The sequence below is a fragment of the Arthrobacter sp. MOO21 genome (genome assembly GCF_057369995.2).
Genome location: NZ_CM170671.2, coordinates 1463383 through 1489817, shown reverse-complemented (window position 1 = coordinate 1489817; position 26435 = coordinate 1463383). Strand labels below are relative to the sequence as shown.

Annotated in this window: 26 protein-coding genes and 1 pseudogene; 15 read left to right on the top strand and 12 right to left on the bottom strand. The window is 67.3% G+C overall.

Going from position 1 to position 26435, the window contains the following annotated elements; genetic code table 11:
* From AC2JAJ_RS06905 to AC2JAJ_RS06895, 3 genes are read left to right on the top strand one after another with little or no spacing between them, the layout of a single operon-like run.
* Positions 1–399, top strand: coding sequence for a C-glycoside deglycosidase beta subunit domain-containing protein (locus tag AC2JAJ_RS06905; RefSeq protein ID WP_486416393.1), 399 nt, complete (start codon positions 1–3; stop codon positions 397–399).
* Positions 396–1583: a Gfo/Idh/MocA family protein gene (locus tag AC2JAJ_RS06900; protein ID WP_501053426.1), complete on the top strand. Its 1188-nt coding sequence runs from the start codon at positions 396–398 to the stop codon at positions 1581–1583. The genes AC2JAJ_RS06905 and AC2JAJ_RS06900 overlap by 4 nt, the downstream gene beginning before the upstream one ends.
* 10 nt (positions 1584–1593) lie before the next feature.
* Positions 1594–2598 carry a sugar phosphate isomerase/epimerase family protein gene (locus tag AC2JAJ_RS06895; protein WP_486416395.1) on the top strand — a complete coding sequence of 335 codons (1005 nt, stop codon included), beginning with the start codon at positions 1594–1596 and terminating at the stop codon, positions 2596–2598.
* 64 nt (positions 2599–2662) lie between these two features.
* On the opposite strand, the gene AC2JAJ_RS06890 is transcribed toward AC2JAJ_RS06895, so the two are convergent.
* Positions 2663–3673 carry a restriction endonuclease subunit R gene (locus tag AC2JAJ_RS06890; protein WP_486416396.1) on the bottom strand — a complete coding sequence of 337 codons (1011 nt, stop codon included), beginning with the start codon at positions 3671–3673 and terminating at the stop codon, positions 2663–2665.
* 67 nt (positions 3674–3740) lie between these two features.
* Here AC2JAJ_RS06890 and AC2JAJ_RS06885 point away from each other — a divergent pair, with 67 nt between their 5' ends.
* Positions 3741–4157 (top strand): C-glycoside deglycosidase beta subunit domain-containing protein, encoded by a 417-nt coding sequence (locus AC2JAJ_RS06885; protein WP_486416397.1) that lies wholly within the window; start codon positions 3741–3743, stop codon positions 4155–4157.
* Positions 4158–4171: 14 nt separating this feature from the next.
* Here the strand turns inward: AC2JAJ_RS06885 and AC2JAJ_RS06880 are convergent, their stop codons facing one another.
* Positions 4172–5434, bottom strand: coding sequence for an ROK family protein (locus AC2JAJ_RS06880; protein WP_486416398.1), 1263 nt, complete (start codon positions 5432–5434; stop codon positions 4172–4174).
* A 106-nt stretch (positions 5435–5540) separates the two neighbouring features.
* Here AC2JAJ_RS06880 and AC2JAJ_RS06875 point away from each other — a divergent pair, with 106 nt between their 5' ends.
* The 6 genes from AC2JAJ_RS06875 to AC2JAJ_RS06850 all read left to right on the top strand — a co-directional run bounded on the left by AC2JAJ_RS06875 (position 5541) and on the right by AC2JAJ_RS06850 (position 12517).
* Positions 5541–6578 (top strand): Gfo/Idh/MocA family protein, encoded by a 1038-nt coding sequence (locus tag AC2JAJ_RS06875; RefSeq protein WP_486416399.1) that lies wholly within the window; start codon positions 5541–5543, stop codon positions 6576–6578.
* Positions 6578–7375 carry a hypothetical protein gene (locus tag AC2JAJ_RS06870; protein ID WP_486416400.1) on the top strand — a complete coding sequence of 266 codons (798 nt, stop codon included), beginning with the start codon at positions 6578–6580 and terminating at the stop codon, positions 7373–7375. The genes AC2JAJ_RS06875 and AC2JAJ_RS06870 overlap by 1 nt, the downstream gene beginning before the upstream one ends.
* Before the next feature lie 168 nt (positions 7376–7543).
* The gene (locus AC2JAJ_RS06865) at positions 7544–9040 is read left to right on the top strand and encodes an MFS transporter (protein ID WP_486416401.1); all 1497 of its coding nucleotides are present in this window, start codon (positions 7544–7546) and stop codon (positions 9038–9040) included.
* 16 nt (positions 9041–9056) lie between these two features.
* A complete protein-coding gene (locus AC2JAJ_RS06860) occupies positions 9057–10634 on the top strand; it encodes a GMC oxidoreductase (protein ID WP_486416402.1) in 1578 nt (525 codons plus the stop codon).
* A gap of 65 nt (positions 10635–10699) precedes the next feature.
* Entirely contained in the window at positions 10700–11662 is a 963-nt protein-coding gene (locus tag AC2JAJ_RS06855; protein WP_486416403.1) for a LysR family transcriptional regulator, read from the top strand.
* Between the two features lie 72 nt (positions 11663–11734).
* Complete coding sequence (locus AC2JAJ_RS06850) at positions 11735–12517, top strand: SDR family NAD(P)-dependent oxidoreductase (protein ID WP_486416404.1); 783 nt, start codon at positions 11735–11737, stop codon at positions 12515–12517.
* 9 nt (positions 12518–12526) lie between these two features.
* Here AC2JAJ_RS06850 and AC2JAJ_RS06845 read toward each other — a convergent pair whose 3' ends face one another.
* From AC2JAJ_RS06845 to AC2JAJ_RS06810, 8 genes and pseudogenes are all read right to left on the bottom strand, one after another.
* A complete protein-coding gene (locus AC2JAJ_RS06845) occupies positions 12527–13321 on the bottom strand; it encodes an SDR family NAD(P)-dependent oxidoreductase (protein WP_486416405.1) in 795 nt (264 codons plus the stop codon).
* Between the two features lies 1 nt (position 13322).
* Complete coding sequence (locus AC2JAJ_RS06840; RefSeq protein ID WP_486416406.1) at positions 13323–14321, bottom strand: fumarylacetoacetate hydrolase family protein; 999 nt, start codon at positions 14319–14321, stop codon at positions 13323–13325.
* Positions 14322–14331: 10 nt separating this feature from the next.
* The gene (locus AC2JAJ_RS06835) at positions 14332–15402 is read right to left on the bottom strand and encodes an amidohydrolase family protein (protein WP_486416407.1); all 1071 of its coding nucleotides are present in this window, start codon (positions 15400–15402) and stop codon (positions 14332–14334) included.
* Entirely contained in the window at positions 15399–16523 is a 1125-nt protein-coding gene (locus AC2JAJ_RS06830; RefSeq protein WP_486416408.1) for an FAD-dependent oxidoreductase, read from the bottom strand. Before AC2JAJ_RS06830 ends, AC2JAJ_RS06835 begins: the two co-directional genes overlap by 4 nt.
* 63 nt (positions 16524–16586) lie before the next feature.
* Complete coding sequence (locus AC2JAJ_RS06825) at positions 16587–17618, bottom strand: cyclase family protein (RefSeq protein ID WP_486416409.1); 1032 nt, start codon at positions 17616–17618, stop codon at positions 16587–16589.
* Positions 17615–18577, bottom strand: a complete 963-nt coding sequence (locus AC2JAJ_RS06820; RefSeq protein ID WP_486416410.1) for a fumarylacetoacetate hydrolase family protein — start codon at positions 18575–18577, stop codon at positions 17615–17617. The genes AC2JAJ_RS06825 and AC2JAJ_RS06820 overlap by 4 nt, the downstream gene beginning before the upstream one ends.
* 6 nt (positions 18578–18583) lie before the next feature.
* Entirely contained in the window at positions 18584–19603 is a 1020-nt protein-coding gene (locus AC2JAJ_RS06815; protein ID WP_486416411.1) for a VOC family protein, read from the bottom strand.
* A gap of 210 nt (positions 19604–19813) precedes the next feature.
* Positions 19814–21002 (bottom strand): annotated as a pseudogene (locus tag AC2JAJ_RS06810) (ABC transporter substrate-binding protein).
* Between the two features lie 276 nt (positions 21003–21278).
* On the opposite strand from AC2JAJ_RS06810, the gene AC2JAJ_RS06805 reads away from it, so the two are divergent.
* A complete protein-coding gene (locus AC2JAJ_RS06805) occupies positions 21279–21425 on the top strand; it encodes a lmo0937 family membrane protein (protein WP_221384591.1) in 147 nt (48 codons plus the stop codon).
* A 74-nt stretch (positions 21426–21499) separates the two neighbouring features.
* On the opposite strand, the gene AC2JAJ_RS06800 is transcribed toward AC2JAJ_RS06805, so the two are convergent.
* Complete coding sequence (locus AC2JAJ_RS06800; protein ID WP_501053425.1) at positions 21500–22798, bottom strand: Y-family DNA polymerase; 1299 nt, start codon at positions 22796–22798, stop codon at positions 21500–21502.
* 9 nt (positions 22799–22807) lie between these two features.
* Positions 22808–23239: a LexA family protein gene (locus AC2JAJ_RS06795; protein WP_221384592.1), complete on the bottom strand. Its 432-nt coding sequence runs from the start codon at positions 23237–23239 to the stop codon at positions 22808–22810.
* A gap of 159 nt (positions 23240–23398) precedes the next feature.
* Between AC2JAJ_RS06795 and AC2JAJ_RS06790 the strand changes: the two genes are divergently transcribed.
* From AC2JAJ_RS06790 to AC2JAJ_RS06775, 4 genes are all read left to right on the top strand, one after another.
* Positions 23399–24250: a hypothetical protein gene (locus tag AC2JAJ_RS06790; RefSeq protein WP_486416412.1), complete on the top strand. Its 852-nt coding sequence runs from the start codon at positions 23399–23401 to the stop codon at positions 24248–24250.
* A gap of 83 nt (positions 24251–24333) precedes the next feature.
* Positions 24334–25152 carry a Cof-type HAD-IIB family hydrolase gene (locus tag AC2JAJ_RS06785; RefSeq protein ID WP_501053424.1) on the top strand — a complete coding sequence of 273 codons (819 nt, stop codon included), beginning with the start codon at positions 24334–24336 and terminating at the stop codon, positions 25150–25152.
* 91 nt (positions 25153–25243) lie between these two features.
* Complete coding sequence (locus AC2JAJ_RS06780; RefSeq protein WP_486416413.1) at positions 25244–25507, top strand: hypothetical protein; 264 nt, start codon at positions 25244–25246, stop codon at positions 25505–25507.
* Positions 25508–25548: 41 nt separating this feature from the next.
* Positions 25549–26361 (top strand): glycerophosphodiester phosphodiesterase family protein, encoded by an 813-nt coding sequence (locus AC2JAJ_RS06775; protein ID WP_486416414.1) that lies wholly within the window; start codon positions 25549–25551, stop codon positions 26359–26361.
* The last annotated feature ends 74 nt before the right edge of the window (positions 26362–26435 follow it).

Sequence of the window (26435 nt, the reverse complement as noted above, 5' to 3'; positions counted from 1 at the left end):
ATGGCAACTCATAACTCCCTGTTCCAGGACACCGATGTCCGCAGGCACCCCGAGGGCATCGCCGTGTCGGTGCAACTGCCCTGGTACCGCAGCCTCTGGCTCTCCGCGGTCGACGACGTCGCCGCAACAGTCAACGGCGTGGAGATCCCCAAGGCGGCCCTCCGCTTCGAACTCCAAGGCAAGTCCTACAGCATCACGGAACTTCCCGAGCAGTGGGAAACCCTGTGGTTCGTGGCGGACAAGCCGGACATCATCATCCCGCTGGACCGCATACCCGACGCCGGGGAAGAAATCGACGTCGAAGTGATCCTCACGCTCCGCCTGCTCTACATGCAGATCGCACCCATGCGCTACGTCGGAAACCGGGTGGCGGTTGACCGCAAGGTCGTCCTGGCATGAACACCCTGCGCGTGGCCATGATCGGCTACGGCTTTATGGGTGCCGCCCACTCCCAGGGCTGGCGCACCGCTCCGCGCGTCTTCGACCTCCCGGCCGAGCCGGAAATGGCGGTGGTGGTGGGCCGGAACGCGGAGGCGGTGGCGGCGGCTGCACACAAGTGGGGCTGGGCTGAGTCGGCCACCGACTGGCGCGAGGTGATCGCGCGGGACGATATCGACGTCGTCGACATTGTCACCCCGGGGGACTCGCATGCGGAGATAGCGATCGCGGCACTCGAGGCCGGAAAGCACGTCCTGTGCGAGAAACCGCTGGCCAACACGGTGGCCGAAGCCGAAGCAATGGCCGAGGCCGCCGGGCGGGCCGCCGCCCGCGGTGTCCGGGCGATGGTGGGCTTCACCTACCGCCGCGTTCCTGCCGTCACGTTCCTGCGGAGCCTCATCGCCGAAGGCGTCGTGGGCACCATCAACCAGGTGCGTGCCTCCTACCGGCAGGACTGGCTGGTGGACCCGGAGATGCCCCTGGCGTGGCGCCTGCAAAAGGAACACGCCGGATCCGGGGCGCTGGGTGACATCGGAGCCCACGCCATTGACCTGGCCCAGTTCGTCACCGGGCTGAACCTGGAAAAGGTGTCCGGCACCATCGACACCATCGTGAAGGAACGGCCGCTTTTGGATTCAGGCAGCGGCCTGTCCGGCACTGCCGGGGCCGGCAAGGGCCAAGTGACGGTGGACGACATCGCGATCTTCACAGGGCGCTTCGAATCCGGTGCGCTGGCATCGTTCGAGGCCTCCCGCTTTGCCACCGGCCGGAAGAACGCGCTGCAGATCGAGGTTTCCGGTGACAAGGGCGCGTTGGCCTTCGACCTGGAGGACCTCAACAGCGTCCAGTTCTACGACCGCACGGTGCCGGCGGACCGCCAGGGTTTCCGGAAGATCCTTGTCACCGAAGCCGAGCATCCCTACGTGTCCGGGTGGTGGCCGGCCGGCCACATGCTCGGCTACGAACACGGCTTCTCCCACCAGGTCAAGGACCTCGTGGAGGGCATCGCGGGCGGCACCGATCCGCATCCCACGTTCGCTGACGGGCTGAGGGTGCAGCGGGTACTCGACGCCGTCGAGCGCAGTTCCGAAAATGATTCCGCCTGGACACGCGTCGCCGCCGGCGTTCCCGTCCAGGCTGGTTAGGAGGGGAAACATGGCACGACCAATCACCTTGTTCACCGGCCAGTGGGCCGACCTGCCGTTCGAGGAAGTGGCCCGGCTCGCCGGCGAATGGGGCTACGACGGGCTGGAAATCGCCTGCTGGGGCGACCACCTGGACCCGTGGCGCTGGGACGACGACGCTTACGTGCAGGGCAAGCTCGACGTCCTGGAACGCCACGGCCTCAAGGTGTGGACCATCTCCAACCACCTCAAGGGCCAGGCCGTGTGCGATGACCCCATCGACGAACGGCACCGCGGCATCCTCCCGGACGTGGTGTGGGGCGACGGCGATCCTGAAGGAGTCCGCCGCCGTGCCGCCGAGGAGCTGAAGAACACCGCCCGGCTCGCCGCGAAGCTGGGAGTCAAGACGGTGACAGGCTTCACCGGCTCGTCCATCTGGAAGTACGTGGCCATGTTCCCGCCCGCCTCGGAAAAGATGGTCGACGCCGGCTACCAGGACTTCGCCGACCGCTGGAACCCCATCCTCGACGTCTTTGACGAGGTGGGCGTCCGGTTCGCCCATGAAGTGCACCCGTCCGAGATCGCGTACGACTACTGGACCACACAGCGCGCCCTGGAGGCCATCGGGCACCGCGAGGCCTTTGGCCTGAACTGGGATCCGAGCCACATGGTGTGGCAGGACATCGATCCCGTGGGATTCCTGTGGGACTTCCGGGACCGCATATACCACGTGCACTGCAAGGACACGAAGAAGCGGCTGGCCAACGGCCGCAACGGCCGGCTGTCATCCCACCTCGCGTGGGCTGATCCGCGCCGCGGCTGGGACTTCATCTCCACCGGCCACGGCGACGTCCCCTGGGAAGATGCCTTCCGGATGCTGAATTCGATCGGCTACCGCGGCCCGCTGTCCGTGGAGTGGGAGGATGCCGGAATGGACCGCCTGGAAGGTGCTCCCGAGGCGCTGGCCTTCGTGCGCCGGCTCTCCAGCTATGAGCCCTCCGCAGCGGCGTTCGACGCCGCCTTCAGCACCAAGTAGCAGCCCACGGCAGAACGGCCGGTCCTGGAATTCCAGGGCCGGCCGTTGTTGGGTTCGGCGCGGGTCAGGCCGCCGTACTGGTTCCGACAGGCTGGACCAACGCCTCCGCCGCCAGGGCCAGGTGCTGCCGTGTCGTCTCCGTGGGGTCCTCCCGGAGCCACTCGTGGCCGCCCCACTCGCTGGTGAGCGTGCCGCTGAAGCCATGACGGCGCAGGAGGCCGCCCAGGTCCCGCAGGGGCTGCGAAACCCGCCCGCCGTCGTCGTCCAGGTCCCAGAACTTCAGGTGGAAGGCACCCACCAGGGGGAGGATGCCTTGCAGGTCCGCGGCGTCGCTGCGGCCGAAGCGGATGAGCAGGTTCATAAAGAGGGTGTGGATCCGTGGCGGCACGTTCCCGGAGCGGAGCAGTGCCGTGACGGCGTCGTGAGTTGCCGGGTCACGCCAGTCCCCCTCCAGGCGCGACATCAGGTCCGGGGAAATGCCGCCCCGGCGCAGCTCTTCAAGGTAGGTGACGGGCAGGGCCGGCATCAGCATGCTGATGTCCACCAGCACCCGGACGTGGTCGTCTGCGAGCCCGGTGATCGCCTCCAGGGCGGGCCCGACGGCGGGACTTGCCGGAGCCTGCTGGCCCTGGATCTCTTCGTACAGCACCAGGTCAAGCTCGTGCAGCAAGGGCTGCAGCAGTGTCAGCAGTTCCGGTCCCGCCTGCCCGATGGGGAGCCTGATCCCGTGTGCTCCTGCCCGGTGGGCGGCCAGCAGCTGGGGGACCAGGAAGTCCAGGCGCTCCTGCAGGGAGCGGCGTTGGGTAGGAGACGTGAAGTCGTCAAGGCTGGCGCCAACGATGCTGATGCGGCCGCCGTTGGCCGCCAGGGACGTCCGCAGCCCATCCACCTCGTCATTCTGCGGGGCGGGAAAGGACCGCCACACCAGCCCGGGTTCGAGCTCAATGGTTTTCACCACGGAGTCAGCGATACCGATGACGATGTCCGGGGCAGTTTGGCGTGCGGCGATGATGTCCGGGGTCCAGTTGAAGGAGCTGGCGCAGAGAGTCCAGTTGCCGGGAATTTCGGGAGCCATAGGCGTCTTCCCCTTTATGCCTGTTAATGACAAACTTATGTCAAATTTAGGATAAAGGATGGGGGCCATGTTGGAAACCGCCTTGCGGGACGATGCATTGACCGCCGCAGCCGGAGGCTTTGAGCTCCGTCTCGGCCTCCCGTGGATCCGCTCCATGCCGCTCTCCAGCGTTGCCGGCCTCTCAGTGGGGATCGACGGCGTTCCGATGGCGCCCGGGGAGATGGCGGTGGTGCTCGGTTCCCGGTACGTTCACCCTGATGCCCTGCAGGCGGAGTCCGGTTGGTGGTTCGTGCAGGACAGGCTGGTCCTGGCCGGCAGGCGCAAACTTTCCCGCGGGCACCATGACGTTGCCATCGATTTCCAGCTGATGGTGCCCTACCTGCAGGCGCGGCCCGGCTTCCCGCTGGTCCTGCCGTTCCATTGGGAGGCCCGGCTTCACCTGGACGGGGCGAAGATATCCAGTGTTTCCCGGGATGTGGCCTGAGCAGTCGCCGCGGACTAGGCGGGGACGGCGGTACGTTCCGGTGACGGTCGGCCCTCGGCGAACCAGCGCGGGAAGGTGACGTCAAACAGCTGCTCACGGGCCAGTTCGGCTCCACCGCGCAATGGCTCCCGCTCATCGTTCACCGAGAGGGTGATGGTGAGGTCCCGGGTAGCCAGCGGCAGGGAGAGTTCGTAAACCCGCTGCCGAACTTCGGCCAGGAATACCTCGCCGGCGGAGGCGATGGCGCCGCCGATGACAATGACGCCGGGGTTGAACATGTTCACCAGTGCCGAGATGGTTTCGCCCGCTACCCGCGCCGACTTCTGGATCAGCGTGATGGCCAGCGAGTCTCCCGCCTGGGCCGCGAGGGTAATGTCCTCAAACGACAGCGCACCCTTTTTTGCCGGCGCGGCCAGGGAGGTGGCGACGCCCTCTTCGATCGCTTGCCGGGCATCCCTCACCAGGGCCCAGCCGCCAGCCACTGCCTCCAGGCAGCCGGTCTTGCCGCAACGGCACTGCACGTTGGAGTCCGAAACCCGAACATGGCCAATGTCGCCGGCAGCCCCGTTGGCGCCACGGTGGATCCTGCCCTTGGAGAGCAGGCCCGCACCGACTCCGGAACCGATCTTGCAGTAGATGAGGTCCACGAAGGCGTCGCGCCGGCGGGCGCGCTCACCAAGCGCCAGCAGGTTGGAATCGTTGTCCACCCATACCGGCGCGTTGAAGCGCTCCTCAAACGGCGTCCGTACGTCGAAGCCGTTCCAGCCGGGCATGATCGGCGGCGCCACCGGTTGTCCCGTCGTGAAGTCGACGGGGCCGGGAAGTCCCACCACCACGGCCCATGCGGGCACCTTGGGGTGTTTCTTGAGCACATCGTCGACAAGGGCCATAACGGCGTCGATGGTTTTTTCGGGTCCCTGGGCGATGTCCCAGGTGCGGTGTGCGTGGTCCACAATGTCGCCGTCGAGAGCGGCGATGCCCACCCGGATGTGGGCCGCTCCCAGGGCACAGATGATGATCCGCCCCTGCTCAGCGCGGAAACGCAGTGTGCGCGGCGCGCGGCCGCCGGAGGAGGCGCCGAAGTCTCCCTCGCCGAGGAAGCCGATCGAGATGGCCTGGTCCACGCGCTGGCTGACGACACCCCTGCCCAGTCCAGTGACCTTGCCGATTTCGGGGCGAGTGGTGGCCTCGCCCGTTCGCACCAGATTAACGATCCGAAGCAGGCTCGTCACTTCATCCGTCTGCGCTCCAAAGCGGAGGGTGGAGTCTGTCGTCATGGCAACAATTCTCACACACGGGGACCTACTAATGCGCCGATTTCCCGAGACTATAGCTAAAACCTTTCTAACTTATGAATAATAAAGACATAAGAAGGGGGCGACGATGCCTTGGAACGTAGGAATTCTGGGAGCCGGCCCGGGCGTTGCGGCCCTCCACCTGCCGGTCCTGGGGCGTCTCGCGGATCTTTTCACCGTGGTGCATGTTGCGGATGCGGGGAGCGGGCGCGCCCGCATCCTGGCCGAGCGGGTGGATGCGCGCTGGTCCGAGGGGGACGCGGATCTGCTGGCTGATCCGGCCGTGGAAGCGGTGGTGATCTGCAGCCCGCCTGGTGAGCATGCACGACAGATCCTGGCGGCGCTGGCCTCTGGCAAGCGCGCCATTTTCTGTGAGAAGCCGTTGGCCATCACCAGGCAGGAGGCGGAGGACGCCGTCTCGGCCTGCCGGGCAGCCGGAGCCGTCCTCCTGGTGGGGACAAACCACCTGTTTGATGCCGCGTGGGGGCAGGCCAAGCACCACCTGATGGCCCTCGGAAGCAAGGTGCAGGCCATCACCGTGACCCTGGCGCTTCCGCCGAACGACAGGTACCACCGGTTGGTGGCCGAGGGTGGTCCCTTCCAGGCTGTGCGGCGGGGCTTGCCGGACCTCAAGGATCCGGCTTTGGCGGCCGGCGTCCTCCGGCAGTTGCTGACCGGCCTTGCTGTTCACGATCTTCCCGCAGTGCGCGACGTCGCACCGGGCATTGATGAAGTGGTTTACGCAAGGCTGGTGCCGCCGGTTGGCTATCTGGTGGGGTACCGGGCTGGCGGAGTACTGGTCCAGTTGGCGCTCACCATGCTCCCGGCGGGGCCCGATGCCGTGTGGCGAATGTGTATCACCACGTCGCACGACCGCATCGAAGTCGACTTTCCGCCTGCCTTTGTCCATGCCGGCAGCGCTGCCGCCCGGGTGCGAAGCACAGATGGGCATTGGACGGAGTACCGGCGCGATCCGGAAGACGGTTATCTGGCCGAATGGCGCCTGTTTGCCTCACTTCTTCAGGGGAGTGCTCCGGTGGAGTACGACGAACTGTTGGCCGACTCGCACTATGCGATTGATCTGGCAGACGCTGCCGCAGCCAAGTTCCTGGAAGGGATGCCTTGATGGACCGGGTGCCCGTCTTTGCCGCAGTGCCTGACTATGCGGCTGCCATTTCGGAGCTTCCCATCAGCGCAGGGCCCACCGATGACAGCGAGGGGGCGGTAGTTGTTGTCCCCGGGTCCGGCGACTGGTGGAACGCCCTAGTGGAGGCCCGGGACGCGGGAGCTGCGGCGGTGGTGCTTGCCGATCCCCGGGTGCTTCCGCGGGGAGCCGCAGGCGCTCACCCGTGGTCCGGCGGCGTGGCAGTGATCGTTGAGCGTCCCCGCCTGCGTCCCGATGTTGTTGCTGATGCGCTGCGCGCAAGGCGCGGCAGCCCGCCGCGCCTCATCACTGTTGAATGTGCGGGGCTGGCCGCCGCGTTGGACGGCCTCATCCTCGACGGTTTTGGCTGGGCGCGTTTCCTTGCCGGGGGGCCCTTGACGTTTCGGACAGGTCTTGCCGCCCCGCAGGGCAGGATCGCGCTCCTGGATCGTGAGGACCCGGCAGGGCCGGGCAGCCGAGGCTCTCTTCCTGCCACGCTGGCAGGCAGCTCCATCGGCGGACTGCATCCCGGCGGCCTGCTCCAGGTGCTGGCCCTCGGGGAGGTGCGGACAGAAATTACCGTGGACCAGCCGGCAGGCCTGACCCGGGTGGAGACCTGCACTGAAGAAGGGGCGCTGAGGGCTCCGTGGCGCTACGAATCCTCTGCGCGTCTGGCGCTCCGCAGGGCCATCGAAGCCTGCTCATCGAATGAACCGGTGGCGGACCTGGGCGAGTTCCTTGAGGACATGGCTTTGGCGCAGAATCTTCTGGGCTGCTGAAGGGTGATGGGACATGTCAATTCCAGACATTCTTATGTTGTTTTTAGACCAAAGTTTCGCTAGGGTGGGAATCGGCGCCGGGGTCCCGCCGGACCCGTTCTCCGTCGTGATGGTTCGCCGGAGGCACACCACGTCGCGTCGACGGCCCGATCGTTCGGGCAGATCACAATGCATCTATCACCTGTAAGACTCCGCCTCCTCGTTGCCTCCCTGCTGACCGTCTCCTTCCTCGGAGCGTTGGACCACACTGTGGTCTCCACCTCCCTGGCCACCATCGCCGGCGAACTGGGCGCCTTAACCCTGATGAGTTGGGTGGTGGTGGGGTACACGCTCGCCAGCACCGTGCTGCTGCCCGTGCTGGGCAAGCTCGGAGACGTACTCGGCGCCCGCCGGATCTTCCTCGCATCACTGGTGGTGTTCCTGGCCGCTTCACTTGCCTGCGGCTTCGCCACGGACATGGCGTGGCTCATCGCCGCCCGGGTCCTGCAGGGCATGAGCTCGGCGGGCCTGCAGCTGATGTCGCAGACCATCATTGCCCGCGTCACCACCCAGCGCGAACGGCCACGGTACATGGCGGTCATCGGAGCCGCTTTCCCGATTGCCATCCTGGTGGGCCCCGTCCTCGGCGGCGCCATAACCGATTACTGGGGCTGGCAGTGGGTCTTCTGGATCAATATCCCGGTCGGCGTAGCGGCACTTGCCCTCGCACTGGTCGCCGTTCCGCACCTCGAGCCCGGCCCGATGCCCCGCCGCTTCGATGTGGCCGGGGCGGCCGTCTTCACGATCGCCCTGGTGGCGCTGGTACTCGCCGCCACCTGGGCCACCGGGCGGAGCAGCGGCCCTGCCACGGCAGGCGCGCTGGCGGTGAGCATCGCCGGCTTCATTGCCTTCTTTTTCATTGAGCGGCATGCAGCAGAGCCCATCGTCCCGCTTCACTTCTTCGCCGACCGGACGATCGCTGCGGGCCTGGCACTCTCGGCGATTATCGGCGTCGGACTCTTCTCCATTACCGCCTATCTGCCCACCTATTTCCAGATGGCGTACCGGACCACCGCCACCGTCTCCGGCCTGGTGCCCATCGCCACCGTCTTCGGCATGCTGGCCAGCAACCTGTTCACCGGCTGGCTCGCCAGCCGGACCGGGAAGTACCGCGTCTTCCCGATCCTGGGAACCTCGATGGGGGCGGCCGGGCTTTTGGTGATGGCCCTGCTTCCGGCCGGACTGCCGCTGTGGGCTCCGATGCTGGTGATGGCGGTAGTGGGAATGGGCACAGGGGCGTTCATGAGCCTGATCGTGGCAGTGGTCCAGGGCGCTGCCCCGGCCAGCCATACCGGCAGCATCACCGCCACCATCAACCTGGTGCGGCAGGTGGGGTCAACGGTGGCGACGGCGGTGATCGGCGGGGTGATCGGCTCCAATGTTGCGGGGGCCCTGCCGGCAGGCCTTGACGCCTCCACGCTGACGCCGCAATCGGTCCACGCCGCGGCGCCAGCGGTCCAGGCAAGCGTCGCCCAGCTCTACAGCTCCGTCTTTACGCCCATCTTCATCGCCCTGGCCACCGCCTATGCCCTGGGAATCGCCGCAGCAGTCCTGCTCCCGCACGGCCGCCTCTCCGACGAACCCGTTTCCGCTCCACATGCACCGTCCGAATCCCTCCCGGCCTGATTTCAAAGGAGACATCATGTCCCATCCCACCATTGCCATCGTTGGCAGCGGACCCATCGGTTCCACCTATGCACGCGTGCTCCTGGAGCAGGTCCCCTCGGCCCGGGTGGTGATGTTCGAGGCCGGACCGCAGCTGACCGCGGTACCCGGCGAGAGCGTCCGCAACATTCCGGACCCTGCGGAGAAGGCCCGCGCCCGGGAGATGTCCCAGGGGCCCCAGGCCGGCGCCTTCCGGGAATCACTCGGCATCCCGGCCGGAACCGTCACCGAGGGCATGTTCACCGCCCGGCAAGGCACGCACCTCCTGGACTTCGGGGGAGCGGGCTCCGCCCACGCCTCCTCCTTCCCGGCAGCGGCTGCGGCCACCAATGTGGGCGGCCAGGGCGCGCACTGGACCTGCGCGACGCCGTCGCCCGCCTTCAGCGAGAAGATCCCCTTCATCGCAGATGACGAATGGGACGGGCTGGTTGAGGACGCCAAACGGCTGCTGCACGTCCACGGCGCGGCGTTTGCTGACTCGAAGGTCGGGGAGGCCATCCGGTCCCTCCTGGACGAGGAGTTCGGGGTGGAACTGCCCGAAGGCTACGGCGTGGGCACCCTACCAGTGGCCGGGGATCCGCAGCCTGACGGGTCCGTGCGCTGGGCGGGCGCCGACGTCGTCCTCGGCCCGCTGATCGATCAGGACAGCCCGCTGTCCCGGCGGTTCGAACTCCGTGACCTCACCCTGGTCCGCCGCGTGGAGCTGAACGGACAACGCGTCACCGGTGTCACCGTCCAGGACCTCCGCACCAGGGAGACGTCCTTCGTGGCGGCGGACATCGTCGTGGTGGCCGCCGACGCCTTCCGCTCTCCGCAGCTCCTGTGGGCCTCGGGCGTCCGGCCGGCGGCGCTTGGGCACTACCTGACCGAACACCCGGTGGTGATCTCCACGGTGGCGCTCGACGCCGAAAAGATGCAGCGTTATGCCACGGAGGAGGACTTGCAGGCCGAACTGGCCCGGCGGGCGCAGAATCCTGCGGACCCGGTAGCGGCAGTGAACCGCATTCCGTTCTCAGAGCCTGAGCACCCGTTCTCGGTGCAGGTGATGTACACCGAGACCACCCCGTTCCCCATGGAGCCGGGCACGCCGTACTCCGGGAACCGCTGGGGCTACGTCAACATGGGCTACGGCATGCGCAAGCACCCCCGCTACGAGGACGCCGTCACCTTCGACGACAACGAACCGGACTACCGCGGCTTCCCCAACATGACCATCGAGTATGCGCTGACGGAGCGGGAAGAAAAGGAGATCGCCGAGGCCACCGAGCGGTTGCGGCGCGCGGGCAAGGCGCTGGGCGTTTTCGTGGCCGAGCCCCGCCTCATGCCCAACGGTTCCAGCCTGCATTACCAGGGCACCATGCGCATGGGGGAGACCGACGACGGCACGTCCGTGGCGGATCCGTGGTCCCGGGTCTGGGGTTACGAGAACCTCGTGGTGGGCGGCAACGCGCTGATTCCGACAGCGACGGCCATGAACCCGACGCTGATGAGCGTGGCCATCGCCGTCCGCGGGGCCCGGAAGGTTGCACAGGAGCTTGGATCAAAGAGCACCTGAAACCGTGGGTGGGCTGGCTGGTTATCCACGCCCCTGGAAGCCGGGGGCATGGATAACCTGTGGGTATGAAGAACCTGGACCTGAACCTGCTGCCCCACCTGCAGGTCCTCCTGGAGTTACGGAACATCACCAGGGCGGCGGAGCGGCTCCAGCTGAGCCAGCCGGCCACCAGCGCGGCGATGTCCAGGCTCCGGCGCCATTTCGACGACGAACTCCTGGTCCGCAACGGCCGCACCTATGACCTCACGCCTTTTGCGCAGTCGCTGGTCCCGCTGGTTGATGAAGCGATGCTCCACATCCAGCGGGCCACGCGCGTCAGGTCCGGGTTTGATCCGGCCAGCAGCGAGCGGGAGTTCGTCATCGCGGCGTCGGACTATGCGGCGGCGCTGATCGTTGGGCCGCTGCGCGGGATCCTCCGCAAAGAGGCCCCCGGGGTCTCGGTGGATTTCGTGCCCACGGCGAAGTCCGGCATCCAGGGCCAGATGGCCGATTACTCCAAGATCGACCTGCTCGTGGGGCCCACTGGCTACCAGATGCAGGGAGCCAGCAAGCCGGTGTTCCGCGACAGCTTCGTTGCCATCGCCGATGCCGGAAACCCCTTGCTGCAGCAGCCCCGCCTGACCCTGGCGGACCTGACAGCCGTGCCCCACGCCGTCGGCTATTTCGGCGAGGGCATCAGCACTCCGGCGGACAAGCTGTTTGAGTCCAGGGGCATCCAGCGGCGCGTGGCGGCGGTAGTGGCCGGTTTCTTGTCGCTGCCGCTCCTGGTCGAAGGGACGGACCTGGTGGCGCTGGTCCCGCGGATGCTTGCGGCCCGGGCCCAGCGGGGTGCGGACATTGCCGTGCTGGAGTTCTCCGACGACGCCGAAGTTTCCCTGGTGGAGGCGATGTACTGGCACCCGTCCCAGGCGGAGGACCCGGCCAGCATCTGGCTGCGCTCCGTAGTCCAGCGTTCCTGCGCCCGGCTGCATGAGCTCTTCCCCGTCAGCGCCCACCCGCTGACCATCCACACGGCGGATACCACGTAGACCCAAGGACGTGTTCCGCTCCCGGCCCATCCCTGCGAAAGTCGAGGAAACACGCCTTCGGAAGGACTCTTGATGCCCGTCACCAGCCAGCGCCTGGCCGGCAAAACCGCCGTGATCACCGGAACGGCCAGCGGCCAGGGCAGGGCAGCGGCGCTCGCCTTCGCCGGGGCAGGGGCTTTTGTGGTGGGCTGCGACATGGACGACGACGGCGCCGCGGCCACGGTCGCGGCCGTCACCGAAGCCGGCGGCCGGATGAGCAGCAGCCGGGTGGACCTCACGGATGAGCCAGCCGTGGCCGGGTGGGCGTCAGACGTGGCCGCGCAGCACGGCCAGGTCCATATCCTCTACGCCAACGCGGCTGTCACCCGTTTCGCCCCGGTGGAGCAGCTCACCTTTGCCGACTGGAAGTGGAACGTTGAACACGAAATGGACGTCGTGTTCCTGCCCGTCATGTACTTCTGGCCACAGCTGATCCAGGCGCAGAACGCCGCCATCGTGCTGGTGGGTTCCACGGCAGGGGTCACCGGGTCCATGACCAACGGACGGCTGGCGCACACCGCCACGAAGGGTGCCGTGGTGGCGATGACAAAGCAGCTTGCGGCCGAGGGGGCGCCCCACGGACTGCGGGTTAATGCGGTCAGCCCCGGGATGATCCGGACCGCCGCTACGGAAGGGAACCTGCTCGCTCCCGACCACCGGATGCGGACCATCGCCGGCAGCATCCCGCTGGGCCGGATTGGCTCGCCGGAAGAGGTGGCCAAGTGCGCGCTGTTCCTGGCCTCCGACGAAGCCTCGTACGTCACCGGCGCGAACCTGATGGTCGACGGCGGCTGGTCGGCGGTGCTGCCGGGCTGACTTTCGGGGTCAGCGGAGGGCGTCGGAGATGGACTTGGCTCCGCCATGCGATGACTGGCCGCCGTCCACCGGAATCCCGGCGCCCGTCACAAAGGATGAGAGCGGGCTAAGCAGGAAGAGTACGACGCCGGCCACCTCCTCCACGGTTCCGGTCCGGCCCAGCGGGGTCTCGGCGAGGGTGGCCTGCCGGAACGCGGGCTTGGCACCCGCCGTCATGGGCGTTTCGATGAAGCCAGGGTGGACCATGTTCACCCTGATTCCGCGTGGCCCGAGCTCCATGGCCGCCACCTGGGAGAGCCCGCGAAGTGCCCACTTGCTGGCGGTGTAGGCCACCGGATAGTGCGCCGTCAGGCCGGCTACGGAGCCCACATTCACAATCGAAGCACCCCTGCGCATCAGCGGCGCCAACGCCTGGATGCCCAGCAGGCTGCCGGCCACGTTCACCTCGTAGACCTTTTGCAGGTCCGCCACGGAAGCGTCCAGGAGACGGCTGCGTTGGGTGATCCCGGCGTTGTTGACCAGACCGTCCACCTGCCAGCCCTGGGACCGGATCCAGAAAGCCAGTGCTGACCAGCCCACCTCGTCACTGACGTCCAGCTGCCGGTACAGCAAGGATCGCCCGGGACTCGCGGGCACGCCGGCCAGTGCGGCAGCATCAGCCAGCCCGGCAGGCATGTCTGCCGCCAGGTCCGTGGCGATGACCCGCGCTCCGGCCTCGGCCAACAGTCGCGCTTCCGCGGCACCCTGCCCCTGGCCGGCGCCGGTGACCACCACGGTCCGGCCCTCAAGCTGGAGGGAAACCACCCTAGGTTCCTGAAGGAACCGCGGAGACAACCCGGTTGCGGGGGCGGACCAGGGCAGCCACCCGGGTAACGGCTTCGCGCCGTTCACCCACGGTGTTTTCGATGGCGCCGATGCCTTCGACGGTCATGCGGACCACGTCGCCGGTTTTCAGCGGCGGGGGAGTCTGGGCTCCGTTGCGGCCCCAGAGCTCAGCCAGGCAGCCGCTGCCGCAGGTGCCCGAGCCCAGCACATCGCCGGGCCGCACCACCGAATCCTGCGAGGCGTAGGCGACGAGTTCGGCGAACGGCCAGCCCATATTGGACAGCAGGTCCTGCCCGATCTGTTCGCCGTTGACCTCCACGGCCATGGAGATCGGCAGGAAGCCCTCGGCGTCATGCCTGTCCTCGAATTCGTCAGCGGTGACGATCCAGGGTCCCAGGGTGTTGGAGAAGTCCTTGCCCTTGCATGGGCCCAGGCTGACCTTCATCTCCCGCCGCTGCAGATCGCGGGCGGACCAGTCGTTGAGGATGGTGTAGCCGAAGATGTGCCGGTGCGCCTGTTCGGCGGTCAGGTTCCGGCCGTCACTGCCGGGAACGCGTCCGACGACGGCGGCCACCTCGGTCTCGAAGTCCAGGTCCGTGCAGCCCGCCGGAATACCAATCACCTCGCCCGTGCCTGTGACCGTATGCGGGTTGGTGAAATAGAACGTCGGCGCCTCGTACCATTCGGGCACCACGCCGGCTGCGCCGTCGATGCTCTTCCGGACGCCTTCGACGTGTTCCTCGAAGGCCACGAAGTCCCGGATGGTGGCAGGTGCCAGCGGGGCGAGCAGCTGCACGTCCGCCAGCGGAACAGCGGCGCCGGAACCGATGGTCCGGCGTGCGACCTCCAGCGTGTCCTCAAGTCCGGCGTCCAGCAGTTTCTGCACGTCCTCGCCCGCCGGCAGCGGGTAGCAGGCGCCGCCGTCAACAAAGCCGGACTGCATCCCGCCGTCGTGGTTCCAACGGGCAATCTTGACCATGAGAGCCTCCTTAGGCAGTGCGGCTGGCGGTGCGGACGGATGCGGGCGTGATGCCCAGGGCGGCGGCGTTTCCGGCCAGTACCCGGGCTTTGTCCTGCCCGGGCAGCTGCGCCTCAACTACCTCGTTGACGGGGTTATCCGAGCCCATGTCGAACGGATAATCGGACCCGAGCAGCACCCGCTCCGGCCCCGCGGCGGCCACAAGCGCCCGCAGCTCAGCGGGGCTGTGGACCAGCGAGTCGAAGTACAGCTTCTTCAGGTAGGACGACGGCGGCTCGGCGCACCCGTGTGCCTCCGGCCGGACCCGCCAGGCACGATCGGACCGGCCCAGGGTGGTGGGCAGGTAGCCGCCGCCGTGCGCCGCCAGGACCTTGAGGCCCGGGTGCCGGTCCAGGACACCGGAGAAGATCAGATGCGACAGCGCCACCGCATTTTCCGCCGGCTGGGAAACCGTGTTGGCGAGGTAAAAGCGGTCCAGCCGCTCATCCAGCGAGCAGCCGAACGGGTGCAGGAACACCACGGCACCCAGCTCTTCGGCCCGGGACCAGAACGGGTCCAGCCTCGGATCGGACAGCTCAACGGTGCTGCGCTCCATGCCGGGGGTGGCGGCGAACGAGCCGATCTCCACGCCAAGCAGCCCGCACTCGAGTACGGCGTGCTCCAGGGCTTCGACCATCAGGCCGGGATGCTGGAGCGGGACCAGGCCCAGGCCGTTGAGCCTCTCCGGGGCGCGGTCCACAAACCCGCAGACCGCCCGGTTGGCCGCCTGGGCCAGCTGCAGGGCGAGCTCTTCGCCGGCGAAGTAGTAGAAGTGCGACGGCGACGGTGAGACCAGCTGCACGTCCACCCCTTGGGCGTCCATGTCCGCGAGCCGGCGGTCAAGGTCCGTCAGCTGCGGCCAGCGCTCCTTGATCATCTTCCCCGAAGCCGCCATGGATTCCGGCCCGTTGCGCCGCACCTCAAGAGCCTGCTGCGCGCCGAAGCCCGCCGGATCGGCCTCGGCCACGAGTTGCTGCAGTGCCGGGAGCAGGATGTGGGCGTGGACGTCGACCACAGGGCTGTGGTCAGGGCGCGTGCTCATGCGGGTTCCTTCAGCATGGTGGAGAGGCCGTGCATCAGGCCCGGCACATCGGCGTCTCGGACGCCGTCGAGCATCCACTGGCCCAGCTGGACGGAGGCGTTAACCACGGTCCTGGCCCGGTCCAGGCGCCGGTCCGTGAACTCCTTCCAGAGGGTTTCGGTAAGGTCGTCGGCCTTGATCAGCAGCTCGGCCAGGACCACTGCGTCCTCCAGTGCCATTGCGGCACCCTGTGCAACGGTTGGAGGGCAGCTGTGGGCGGCGTCGCCGATGATCACGGTGCGGCCCCGGTTCCACGGGCCGTCCACCAGGTGGGTGGTAAACCACGTGTAGTTGATACGGGCGCTGTGGTCCAGATTGGCGCGGATTTCGTTCCACGGGCCACCATACGCCGCAGCGAGTTCGGTCATGATGCGGGGGCCGTCCTCCTGCTTGCGCTCCTGGGCCTTCTCCACCAGGTAGGCGTAGATGGTGTCCGGGCCCGTGGGGCAGTAGCCGGCGATGAAGCAGGGGCCGCCGTAGGTCAGGTCCGTGCGGACCACTTCCTCGGGCCGTTCCACGAAAGCGCGCCAAATGCCCATGCCGGTGGGCCGGGGCTCGACGTCGATGCCGATCGCTTTGCGGACGGCGGAGTGCAGGCCGTCGGCGCCGATCACGAGGTCGTAGGTGGCGCTGCCGCCGTCGGCGGTGCTTACGGTGACGGAAACGCCGTCGTCCGTTATCCCGGTGACCGCCTTGCCGTAGCTGATGCGCGCGCCTGCCTGCTCCGCGCGTTCGCGAAGGATGGCGGTGAGGTCGGGGCGGAACATGCCCATGGTGGCGGGAAGGTCGTCGCCGCCGGTGCGGATGTCCTCGAGGACGGCGATGACGGTTCCCTCCGGATTGGGAGCACGCAGGCCAAGGGTGCTGAAGCCATAGCCCTTCGCCTCCACCTTGTCCCAGACGCCCAGCTGGCGGAGCACCCGCAGGGCGTTGCCCTGCAGGGTGATGCCGGACCCCAGGGTCTGCGGGGCGTCCGCTTTTTCCAGGATTTCTACCTTCACTCCTGCTTCGGCCAGGAGGATGGCGGCGGCCAGGCCGGCGGCTCCCGCCCCAACGATTCCGACGTTCTGTACTGCTGCCATCGCTGACTCCTTTGTATTGACGGCGTTACTGCTGATTCTTGTAGTGAAGTTACCGGACTGGCTTTACCGGACGGCGATCGGGTTGACCGGTGATCCAACGGCGCCGGTGATGGGCAGCGGTGCTGCGGTGAGCAGGAAGTCGTACCTGCCGTCCGACGCGCACGCTGCAGCCAGTGCATCCGGGTCCCACATTTCGCCGAGGAACAGGCCGAGGTTGGGAATGGCGATCTGGTGGAGGGGCTGGAAGGCGCCGTCGAATTCGTTGGGACGGACCTCGAAGCCCCAGGTGTCCGTGGCGATCCCGGCTATTTCGCTGCGGTGCAGCCAGGGTGCGGTGCTGAAGGACAGGCCGGGGGCTGAACCGCCGGCGTAGTCTCCCCAGCCGTCGCGCCGGACGCGGCTGTACTGGCCGGTCCGGATCACCACGATGTCACCGCGCCGGACCTCGGAGCTGGGCCCCTGCAGGTCGATGGTCCGCTGGAGGTGTCCGGGGGTGATCGCGAATCCGTCCGGCAGTTCGCCGTCGCTGCGTCCCAGTTCGGGACCGAGCGCGCGTCCGACGTCGAGCAGGACACCGCGGGTGACGATCTTGGCCGCCGCGGTTTCGATGCCGGTCACCAGGTCGCCTTCGGAGGTGACCACGTCCCCGGCGGCGCGGCCGTTCCAGGCCTTGCCCTGGTCGAAGATGTGGCCCAGGCCGTCCCACTGGGTGGAACACTGCAGGGGCATGGCAATCACGTCGTCGGCACCGCCGAAGCCATGCGGGAAGCCCTGGTTGCCGCGCTCGGCATCCACCCCCGTGTCCGTCATGGTGTGCACCGGGTTGGTACGCCGGCGCCAGCCCTTTTGCGGGCCATTGGTGTCGAAGGGCTGGGACAGCGAGAACGCCTCCCCGGTCTTCACGAGGGCCGCTGCTTCGACGCGTTTTCCGGCGTCGATGAAGTTCAGGGTGCCCAGGACGTCGTCCGCGCCCCAACGGCCCCAGTTGTTGTGGGCCGCTGCCACGGCGCGGATGCTGCCCAGCGGGTCTTCACGCCGGACAACCGGGGAATCAACTGATTCCCCGGTGCCGGTTGCAGTGTCCTGTGTGGTCACGGCTTGCTGCTTTCGGTGGTGGTTTCGTCCTTGCAGTGGATGAGCTGGGTACCCAGCCCGGTGATGGTGCCTTCCATAACGTCGCCGTCCTGGAGCAGGCGGCCCCAGTGCTGTCCGTTGCCGGCGGGGCTGCCGGTGAGGACCAGGTCGCCCGGCCGCAGCGGCATGATCTGGGAGGCTTCGCTGACCAGCTTGGCCACCCCGAAGATCATGTCGGACGTAGATTCGTCCTGCATGGCCTTGCCGTTGAGCTTGAGCGTCACCTGCACGTCCTGGGGGTCGCCGAAGAACTTGGCGGGCACCAGGAGCGGCCCGGTGGGCAGGAAGCCGGGGGCGTTCTTGGCGCGGTACCAGTCCGAGCCGATGGCGGGCATGTCCTTGCGGAAAACGTACTCGCGGGTGGTGATGTCATTGACCATGGTGTAGCCGAACACGTACTCCAGGGCCTCCTCGGGGGTGACCCGGAACGCCGTCTTCCCGATCACTGCCGCAAGTTCCAGTTCCCAGTCGTGGGACTTTGAGTAGGCAGGCAGGACGAGGTCGTCCGTGGCCGACGCGATCGCCGTCGGAAGCCCGATGAAGAAGTACGGCGTGCCTTGGCCGGCGCGCTTGTCCATCATGGCCGCGGTCCTGGCGCGCACTTCCTCCTCGTCCTCGCCCGGTTCGCGGTGGGCGGCGGCGAGGTCGATGACGTGCTTGCGGTAGTTCGCGCCGGTCTGGAGGACCTGCGCGGGTTCCACCGGGGCAAGGATGTCGACGTCGGCAAGCGCCAGGCCGGTGTCCCCGCCTGCGGAGGCGGCCAGTGCGTCCAGCTGGCTTTCGGCGGTGTCCCAGTGCTCGATCAGCGAGTTGATGTCGCCGTCCAGGGGGAGGACCCGCTGGCCGGCCAGCAGGCCCGCCCGGGCCTTGCCGTCGCCGCCCTCCTGGAACCGGACCAGTGCATACGATGCTTCGATCATGGTGGCTTAGCCCCGGCCGTGCTTGGCGTACGGGTTCAGCAGGGCTTCCTTCATCTCGGGTGAGGCGCCTTCCTCGGTGGCGGTGAAGCCTTCGGCGGGCGGGAAGGATTCCGTCATGGAGTGCGGCATGGCGCCGTTCTTGTAGAAGTTGTTGGAGCCCTCGGATGGGTGCCAGGTGTTGGCTTCCCAGTCCGGGACGTAGTTGCGATAGCCGCCGGAGTTCAGCTCCACGCGCAGGCCGGACGGCTCGCGGAAGTAGAGGAAGTTCTGCTCGCCCACGCCGTGGATGGAGGGGCCGTATTCCATGGGGGTGCCGTTTTCCATCATCACGTCGGCGGTGCGGAGCAGGTCCTCGGTGGTGTCCACCCAGAAGGCGATGTGGTTGACGCGGCCGGGACGGCTGGAGGTGTCGAGGACAACGCCGAGGTCGTGGGACTTTTCGTTGGTGGTGAGGACGGAGAAGACGGTGATGGGGGCTTCGTCCAGGTCCACGAAGGCCATCACCCTGAAGCCCAGGGCCTCGTTGTACCATTTGGCGAAACCGCGGACGTCCGAGGCGGCCACCGTGACGTGGTCGAGGAACCGGGGGGCGGCGGCGTGGCTGCTGCGGCGCTCCGGCCGGTCCGGGTAGGTGGACTCGAAACCGGGCTCTGCCACGAACTTGTCCACGTCGTAGAAGAGGCGCATGTGGTGGCCGTACGGACCGGTGAATTCGTAGGCCTTGCCGTAGCCGTGGCCGCCGGCGGTCCAGGTGCCCTGCACGCCGGTTGCTTCGATGCGCTGGGCTGCGGCTTCCAGGGCTGCCTGGGAGTTGGTGCGCCAGGCCATCCGGCCCAGGGACGCTTCGGGGCCTTCGGTGACGACGAGGCTGTAGCGGTAGTAGTCGCCCCAGCAGCGCAGGTAGACGTTGCCGTCCACCCGGTCGACGATGCGCATGCCGAACTTTTCCTCGTAGAACCTGGCGGAGGCTTCGACGTCCGGGCTGGTGATCTCGAGGTGGGCAAGATGGGAGAGGGGAGTTTCCACGATGAAGTCCTTCTGGTTACTGGCTGCTGGGTGTTGGTGCAGGTCCTGTAACTACTGTGAGGCGCTTCATATATTCGGGGAAGACGACCTTTTCGATATCAAGTATCTGCCCCGCTGATACATCGAGAAGTGACGCTCTCTCACTTGATGCACCTTAACCGCCAACGCCCTCCCACTTTCTTGTGGAGAGTGGGAGAGCGTTGCCGGGGGCTACTCCTTGCCGCGCCCAGCGGCAGAAGTCTTCCCACTCGAGACGCTGTTGAGGGCGCGGAGGTCGAAAATGCCGCTGATGTCGGCCTGCTTAGTGGTGCCGGCAGTTACGCCGTCGGCCAGGAGCTTTTGGTAGGTCCCGGCCAGCGGGTCCACGGTGAACACGATGTTCTTCAGCGACCGGGCGATCACGTCAGCCTTCAGTTCGGCACCGGCAGCTTCCTTCAGTGCTGCGTTGATAACGGTGGCCTTCTCGCCCTCGGCGGCATTGTTCAGCCACTCAACCGACTTCACGTGGCCCTTCAGCAGTGCCTTGACGGTGTCCGGGTGGTCGGCAGCGAACTTCTGGTTCACGATCAGGATGGTGGTGGGGAACTCGCCGGGCTTTCCGGACAGCGAACCGTCCCACAGATCCTTCTCGTCCACCAGCACCTTGGCGCCGGCGGTCAGCACCAGGCGGGAGGCCCACGGTTCAGGCAACCACGCGCCGTCAAGCTTTCCGTCCTGGAACAGCTTTGAGGGTCTGGGCGTTCTCGGTGGGGTTGATGGCCACGTCGCCGCTGCCGTCCACGTTGGTCTTGTATCCCCGCGCGGTGAGCCAGGCGCGGAGCGCTACGTCCTGCGTGCCGCCAAGCTGCGGGGAGGCCAGGGTCCTGCCCATGAGGTCGGCCGCGGAATTGATATCCGGCTTGACCACCAGCTGGGCGCCGCCGGCAGCAGCGCCGGCGATGATGTTGACCGACTCGCCGCCGCTCTTGACGAACGAGTTGATGGCCGGGTTGGGGCCGATGTAGGTGGCGTCAATGGCGCCGGCGTTCAGGGCCTCGATGGCGGCGGGACCGGCGTTGAACACCTGGGTACTCAGCTTGGTGTCACCAAGCTCGTCCGCAATGAAGCCCTTGCTGACTCCTACGAGGGCCGGGGCGTGGGTGACGTTGCCGAAGTAGCCGAGCTTCAGTTCGGCTGCCGGGTTGCCGGAGGGTGCGGTGTCCTCGACGGTGGCGGCAGCGGGAGTGCCGCCACTGTTCACGCTGGCAGCGATGGCTGCCCCGCCCCCTACGAGGGCAAGGAGGACGGCGGCAATGCCGATCTTCTGGCCCAGGGGACGCTTGGGTTTGTTGGACTGCCCGGCCACGATGCGGGTTGAACCTTGCTGGTTTTGGGGACTGTTGTCCTGCGGATTGCTCACGGAATTCCTTTGCTGGGGCGGATGCTGAGACGAGATTACGGAGCACCCAGTGGCCCCACAATCACCCGTGTAGCAGGCGTTCACCGGACGACGCGAACGCTCAACGCGGCGTCCCGGAGCGTCAAAAAACGTCGCGCGGCGTCTTCGTCCGGGAGCGGCAAGCTGCCTGTCATCCCAGATGGAAGCCGCCAGCGGGGCCCGGCCGTGATTTGTTCGGCGTATCGATGGGTACGTACGCGGCATGGGGGCTTTCGAAAACTAATCAAGGAGACGCTCATGCTGCTTTGGATCGCTATTATCATCGCCGTTCTCTGGCTTCTCGGACTGCTCGCGAACATCGGCGGCGGCCTGATCCACATCCTTCTGGTCGTCGCGGTGGTCGTCCTGATCTTCCACTTCCTTCGGGGAAGGTCCCGCGTCTAGGCGTGGACAGCGTCCCCGCCGCTGGCCCGTGCGCCGGCGGCGGGGATGCCATCGCTTCAGGCGGCCTTCACGCTTCAGGCCGCCTTCACCAAGGGCAGTTCGTCCCAGCGCGTGGTGTACCGCGGCGAGCACATGTCCCGTTTCATGGTCCAGTCCAGGCTGGACCTGATGCCTGCATAGCCCAGCCCGATTGAGCCGCGCCCAAAGCGGCGGCTCACGTCCTCGAGCAGCGGTCCGATGCGGCGCTCCTCATGCCGGTTCTCGAACGGCTCCAGCGGCGGCTGGTTGCCGGTGGGCCGCAGGTCCGTGAGCATCAGGCCGGCCTTGGCGTACTTGAGCCCGTCCCGGATGCTCGGCAGCAGCGCATGGGCGGCCTTGGTCAGCAGAAGCGGGTCTGCGGTGGGCATTGGAAGGGAAACGCACACGGACGGATAAGCCTGTTCGTGGTTCCTGAACGGCGACGTGGCAGCGTACGCGGTCAGGACTTTTGCCTGGAGTCCGTGCTTCGAGAGCCTGGCGCTGGCCTGCTGCCCGTAGATGCTGAGCACCTCGCGCAGGCCTGCGGCGGTGGTCACCGGTGTGGCGAAGGAGCGGGAGAAGATCAGCTGGTCACGGCCGATGCGTTCCTCCTCCATGGGAATGCAGGCAGTGCCGCGCAGTTCCAGGACCGTGCGCATCAGCACCACGGAGAACTTGTCCCTGATCGCTACCGGGTCGGCGCGGACAAGGTCCAGCACGGTGAAGATGCCTATGCCGTTCAGGCGTTTGGAGAGCCGGCCGGCGATGCCCCAGATCTCGGCCACGGGCAGCCGGGCCATCAGCCCGTCCCGCGCCTCAGGCGGGACGCAGTCCCAGAGGCAGACGCCGCCGAACGCGGCATTGTTCTTGGCCCATTTGTTGCAGAGCTTGGCGAGGGTCTTGGTGGGGGCGATTCCCACGCAGACCGGCACCCCCACGCTGCGCCGGACGGCATCCTTCATCCTGCGCCCCAGGGCCAGCAGCTGGTCCGGTTCACCTTTGACGCCCAGGAACGCCTCATCGATGCTGTAAACCTCCAGCCACGCCGAGTACCTGCCCAGCAGTTCCATTACCCGGGCACTGATGTCGCCGTACAGCTCGTAGTTGCTGGACCTGGCCACCAGCCCCCACTCCTTGGCCCGGGGCGCGAGCTTGAACCAGGGCTCGCCCGTGGCAATGCCAAGCGCTTTGGCCTCCGGGGACCGGGTCACGGCGCAGCCATCGTTGTTGGACAGCACCACCAGTGGCCGGCCCTCCAGGGACGGATCGAACGCACGCTCCGCGGAGGCGTAGAAGCAGTTGACGTCCACATGGGCGATCTGCGGCATCTGCCGCATGATGGCAGGCCTGGCCATTAGCGGCACTCACACATGGTGCAGGCACCTGGTGGCGACGCCCCAGATGGTCAGCTCGGACAGTGCGGCGACCCGGATGTCCGGATACTTCGGGTTCTCCGCCTGCAGGATGACGCCGGTGGGCGTGATCCGCAGGCGTTTGACCGTCAGCTCGCCGTCGAGGACCGCAACCACCACCGAACCGTCCTTGGGTTCCAGTGCCCGGTTCACGATCAGCTCATCACCGTCGCTGATTCCGGCGCCTTCCATGGAACTTCCGGTCACCCTCACCACGTAGGTGCTGGTGATGTCCTTGATGAGGTGCGCGTTCAGGTCGATCCGGCCGTCGAAGTAGTCCTGTGCGGGGGAGGGAAACCCTGCCGCGACAGCCACCGGGGAGATCAGCACCGAGAACAACGAGGCGCCCGCATCTATCACGCGGGGACCGATAATAACGCCCACAACACACCTTTATTCGAAAATATGTTCGATAAGTTCAGTGTAGCTCCGTGCGCTGACAACGGGGACCCCGGGCCAGCCACGAAATGGATACAGGCACGCCGAGGCGGACGGGGCATCCAAGGGCTAGGCTGGGACCACTTCAGCTTTGGGGGAAAGCGGATGCGGTTCGTTAAGTCCTGGTTGGTTCCGGCAGTGCTGCTCAGTGCCTTGACCGGGTGCGGGTACAGCGGCCCGCCTGAGGGCGTGGGCACGCCCCGGACGGAGGGCGGCACGGCCCCGCCGCCCGTCACGGGAAACTCCAAGGCGCCCGGCGCGGATCCGCGGGAATTGGAGTTGGAAGAGATGCGGAACTGGTCCGCACAACAGCTACAACCCGCCGTGCCCGGCCAGTTCGCCGGTTCCACCAGCTCCAACACCACCGTCAGCTTCGGTTTTGCCGCACAGCCGGGCAGCTATGACGTGCACTTCACCTGCGACGGGCCCGCGGACACCCAACTGTCGCTCGCCAGCGACGCCGGGGCCGAGGTCCTCGCCCCGGTGCAGGTTCCCTGCGATGGGCACGTCTTCAAGACCCAGGTGGCGCTCGCCGCCCAGGGGGTGGAGTTCATCATGAGCCCCGGCGAGGGCGCGGAGGGCAGGTACGCGTTCAGGCTGGTTCCGGAACGGCAGGAGGTACCCGCCACGCTGCTCCAAAGCGGCGGCCAGAAGGCCATCGTCCATTCGGGACAGTGGTCAGCCCCGCGTGTGCCGGCCCGGCTCAGTGGAACCTTGGGCAACGACGGCGCCGGCTGCGTTGTCCTTCAGGCGGAGGGCGGTGACGACTACACGCTGATCTTCCCCGAAGGAACCCGGTTCGACGGCGAAACACTGGTCATGCCCGCCGGCCCGCCGCTGCCCGCGGGAAGCCGCATATCGGTCGGGGGCACCCGCGTGGCCGCGAACGAGAGCCTGAGCATGTGCCTGAACTACAGCCGGCTCCTCTCCGTGGAAACAGCCACCGTCCTTCCCTGACCCCGGACCGCCCTGTCCGGCCATCGTCCACGGTGCTTCGTTGGAACGCGCGACGGCGGCTGAACCCCACGTAGACTTGCAGGATGCGGCTGGTTGCAAGCGATATCGACGGAACGATCCTCGGGCATGACGGAAAAATCAGCCCCCGCACCGTCCGCGCCTTCCACGCCTGCCGGGACGCCGGCGTCGAACTCGTCTTCGTCACCGGCCTGCCGCCGCGGTGGCTGCACCCGCTCGAGGAGCAGCTGGGCCACACGGGCCGCGTGATCTGTTCCAACGGCGCAGTGGTCTGGGACCTGGAGGCGGACCGCCTGGTCTCCGCCCGCACCCTCGCCCTCGACGCCGTCCTGGAGACCCGCCGCATCATCAAGAAGCTCCGCCCCGCCGCGCTGTTCGCCGCCGAGACGCTCACCGGCTTCCACCTCGAACCCGGCTTCATCGAGAACGAGTCCAGCGAGTTGCTGGCCGAATTCACTCCGGCCCCGCTGGCGGAAACCCTGGCCAACGACGATTCCGTGGTGAAATTCCTCGCGATCGTCCGCGACGGCACGCCGGACGAATTCCTCGCCGAGGTGGGTCCCGCCGTCGAGCACCTGGCCGCCGCCACCCACTCCTCGCCCGGTGTCGCCATGCTGGAACTGTCCCTGCCCGGGGTCAACAAGGCCGTGACGCTGGCGCAGTACGCAGCCGGCCTGGGCATCGACGCCGCGGACGTGGTGGCTTTCGGCGACATGCCCAACGACATTGAAATGCTCCGCTGGGCCGGTCACGGCTACGCAATGGCCAGCGGCCATCCGGACGCCATCCGGGCGGCGGACCGGCAGGCGCCGCACTTTGACGACGACGGCGTAGCCCAGGTTCTCGAGGCCCGGCTCGCCGCCCTCGGGGTCCAGTTTTCCTGATTCTTCCAGCTGGCGCTCACCTGGCGTTTACCTTCGCCCCGTAGCGTGCAGCGGAGCAGGCACCTCTCCTGCGGCTCATAGGGGGTTACCGATGGCAAGGAATGCAAGGCACCAGGCGGCGGACGCCCCGCTGCGCAAAGAAACGCCCGCCCCGCACTGGAAGCAGCTGCGCCAGGGCGACCGGGTCCGCGTCCTGCTCTCTCCGGGCTTTGCGGCGGGCGGCACCGTGGACACCATCACCGCGGACCACACGGCGGTCTGGGTCCACCTCGACGGCGGCCGCGGCCGCACGCTGCTGCACTGTGCCGATGGTGTGGACATCGTTCCCTGCGGAGAGACCGGCTGCCGGGACTGATTGCTGCTGCCGGCGTTGCAGGTGCGGGGTACGCTCGCAGTGTGACCCTGCCCTTCTTCCAGCATCCGGACGACGACGGCCGGCGGCTTCCGATCGCCATGGCCCACCGCGGGTTTTCCACGGAGGGGCTGGAAAATTCCATGGCGGCGTTCCGCGCCGGTGCCGGCCTGGGCTTCCGGTACCTGGAAACTGACGTGCACACAACGGCCGACGGCGTGCTGCTGCTTTTCCACGACGAGACGCTGGACCGCGTCACGGACGGCCGCGGCAGGGTCGCGGAGCTGGCGGCCGCGGACGTGGCGCGGGCCAGGATCAGCGGCCGCGAGCCCATTCCGACGTTCGACGAGTTGGTCACGGAACTCCCCGACGCCCGGTTGAACCTCGACGTCAAGGACTGGGGCTCGGTCCGCAGCACCGCCGCGGCCATCGAGCGGCACCAGGTGCACCACCGGGTGCTCGTCGCGAGCTTTTCGGACCGGCGGCGGCGGGCGGTGCTGAAGCTCCTCAGCCAGCCGGTGGCATCATCCGCGGGGGTGGCCTCCAACGCCCTGTTCACGGTTTTGGGGCCGCTGCTTCCCGGCCCGCTGTTCCGGCCGCTGATGCGACGGGTCCTCCGGGACGTCCACGCCCTGCAGGTGCCCATGCGCTACGGGCGCATCCCCGTGGTAACCCCGGGGTTCATCCGGCGGGCGCATGCCCTGGAGCTGGTGGTGCACGTCTGGACGATCAACGACGCCCAAGAGATGCACCGCCTGCTGCACCTGGGCGTGGACGGCATCGTCACGGACCGGGCGGACCTGCTCCGTGAAGTGCTCATGCAGCGGGGCGAGTGGCCCGGCCGGCCATCCGCCTGAATCCGGGTGGATCTCCGCGAAGCGGACCATAGACCTCCCGGCTAATCCCCGACCTGGCCGGTTCTGCGCCGCGG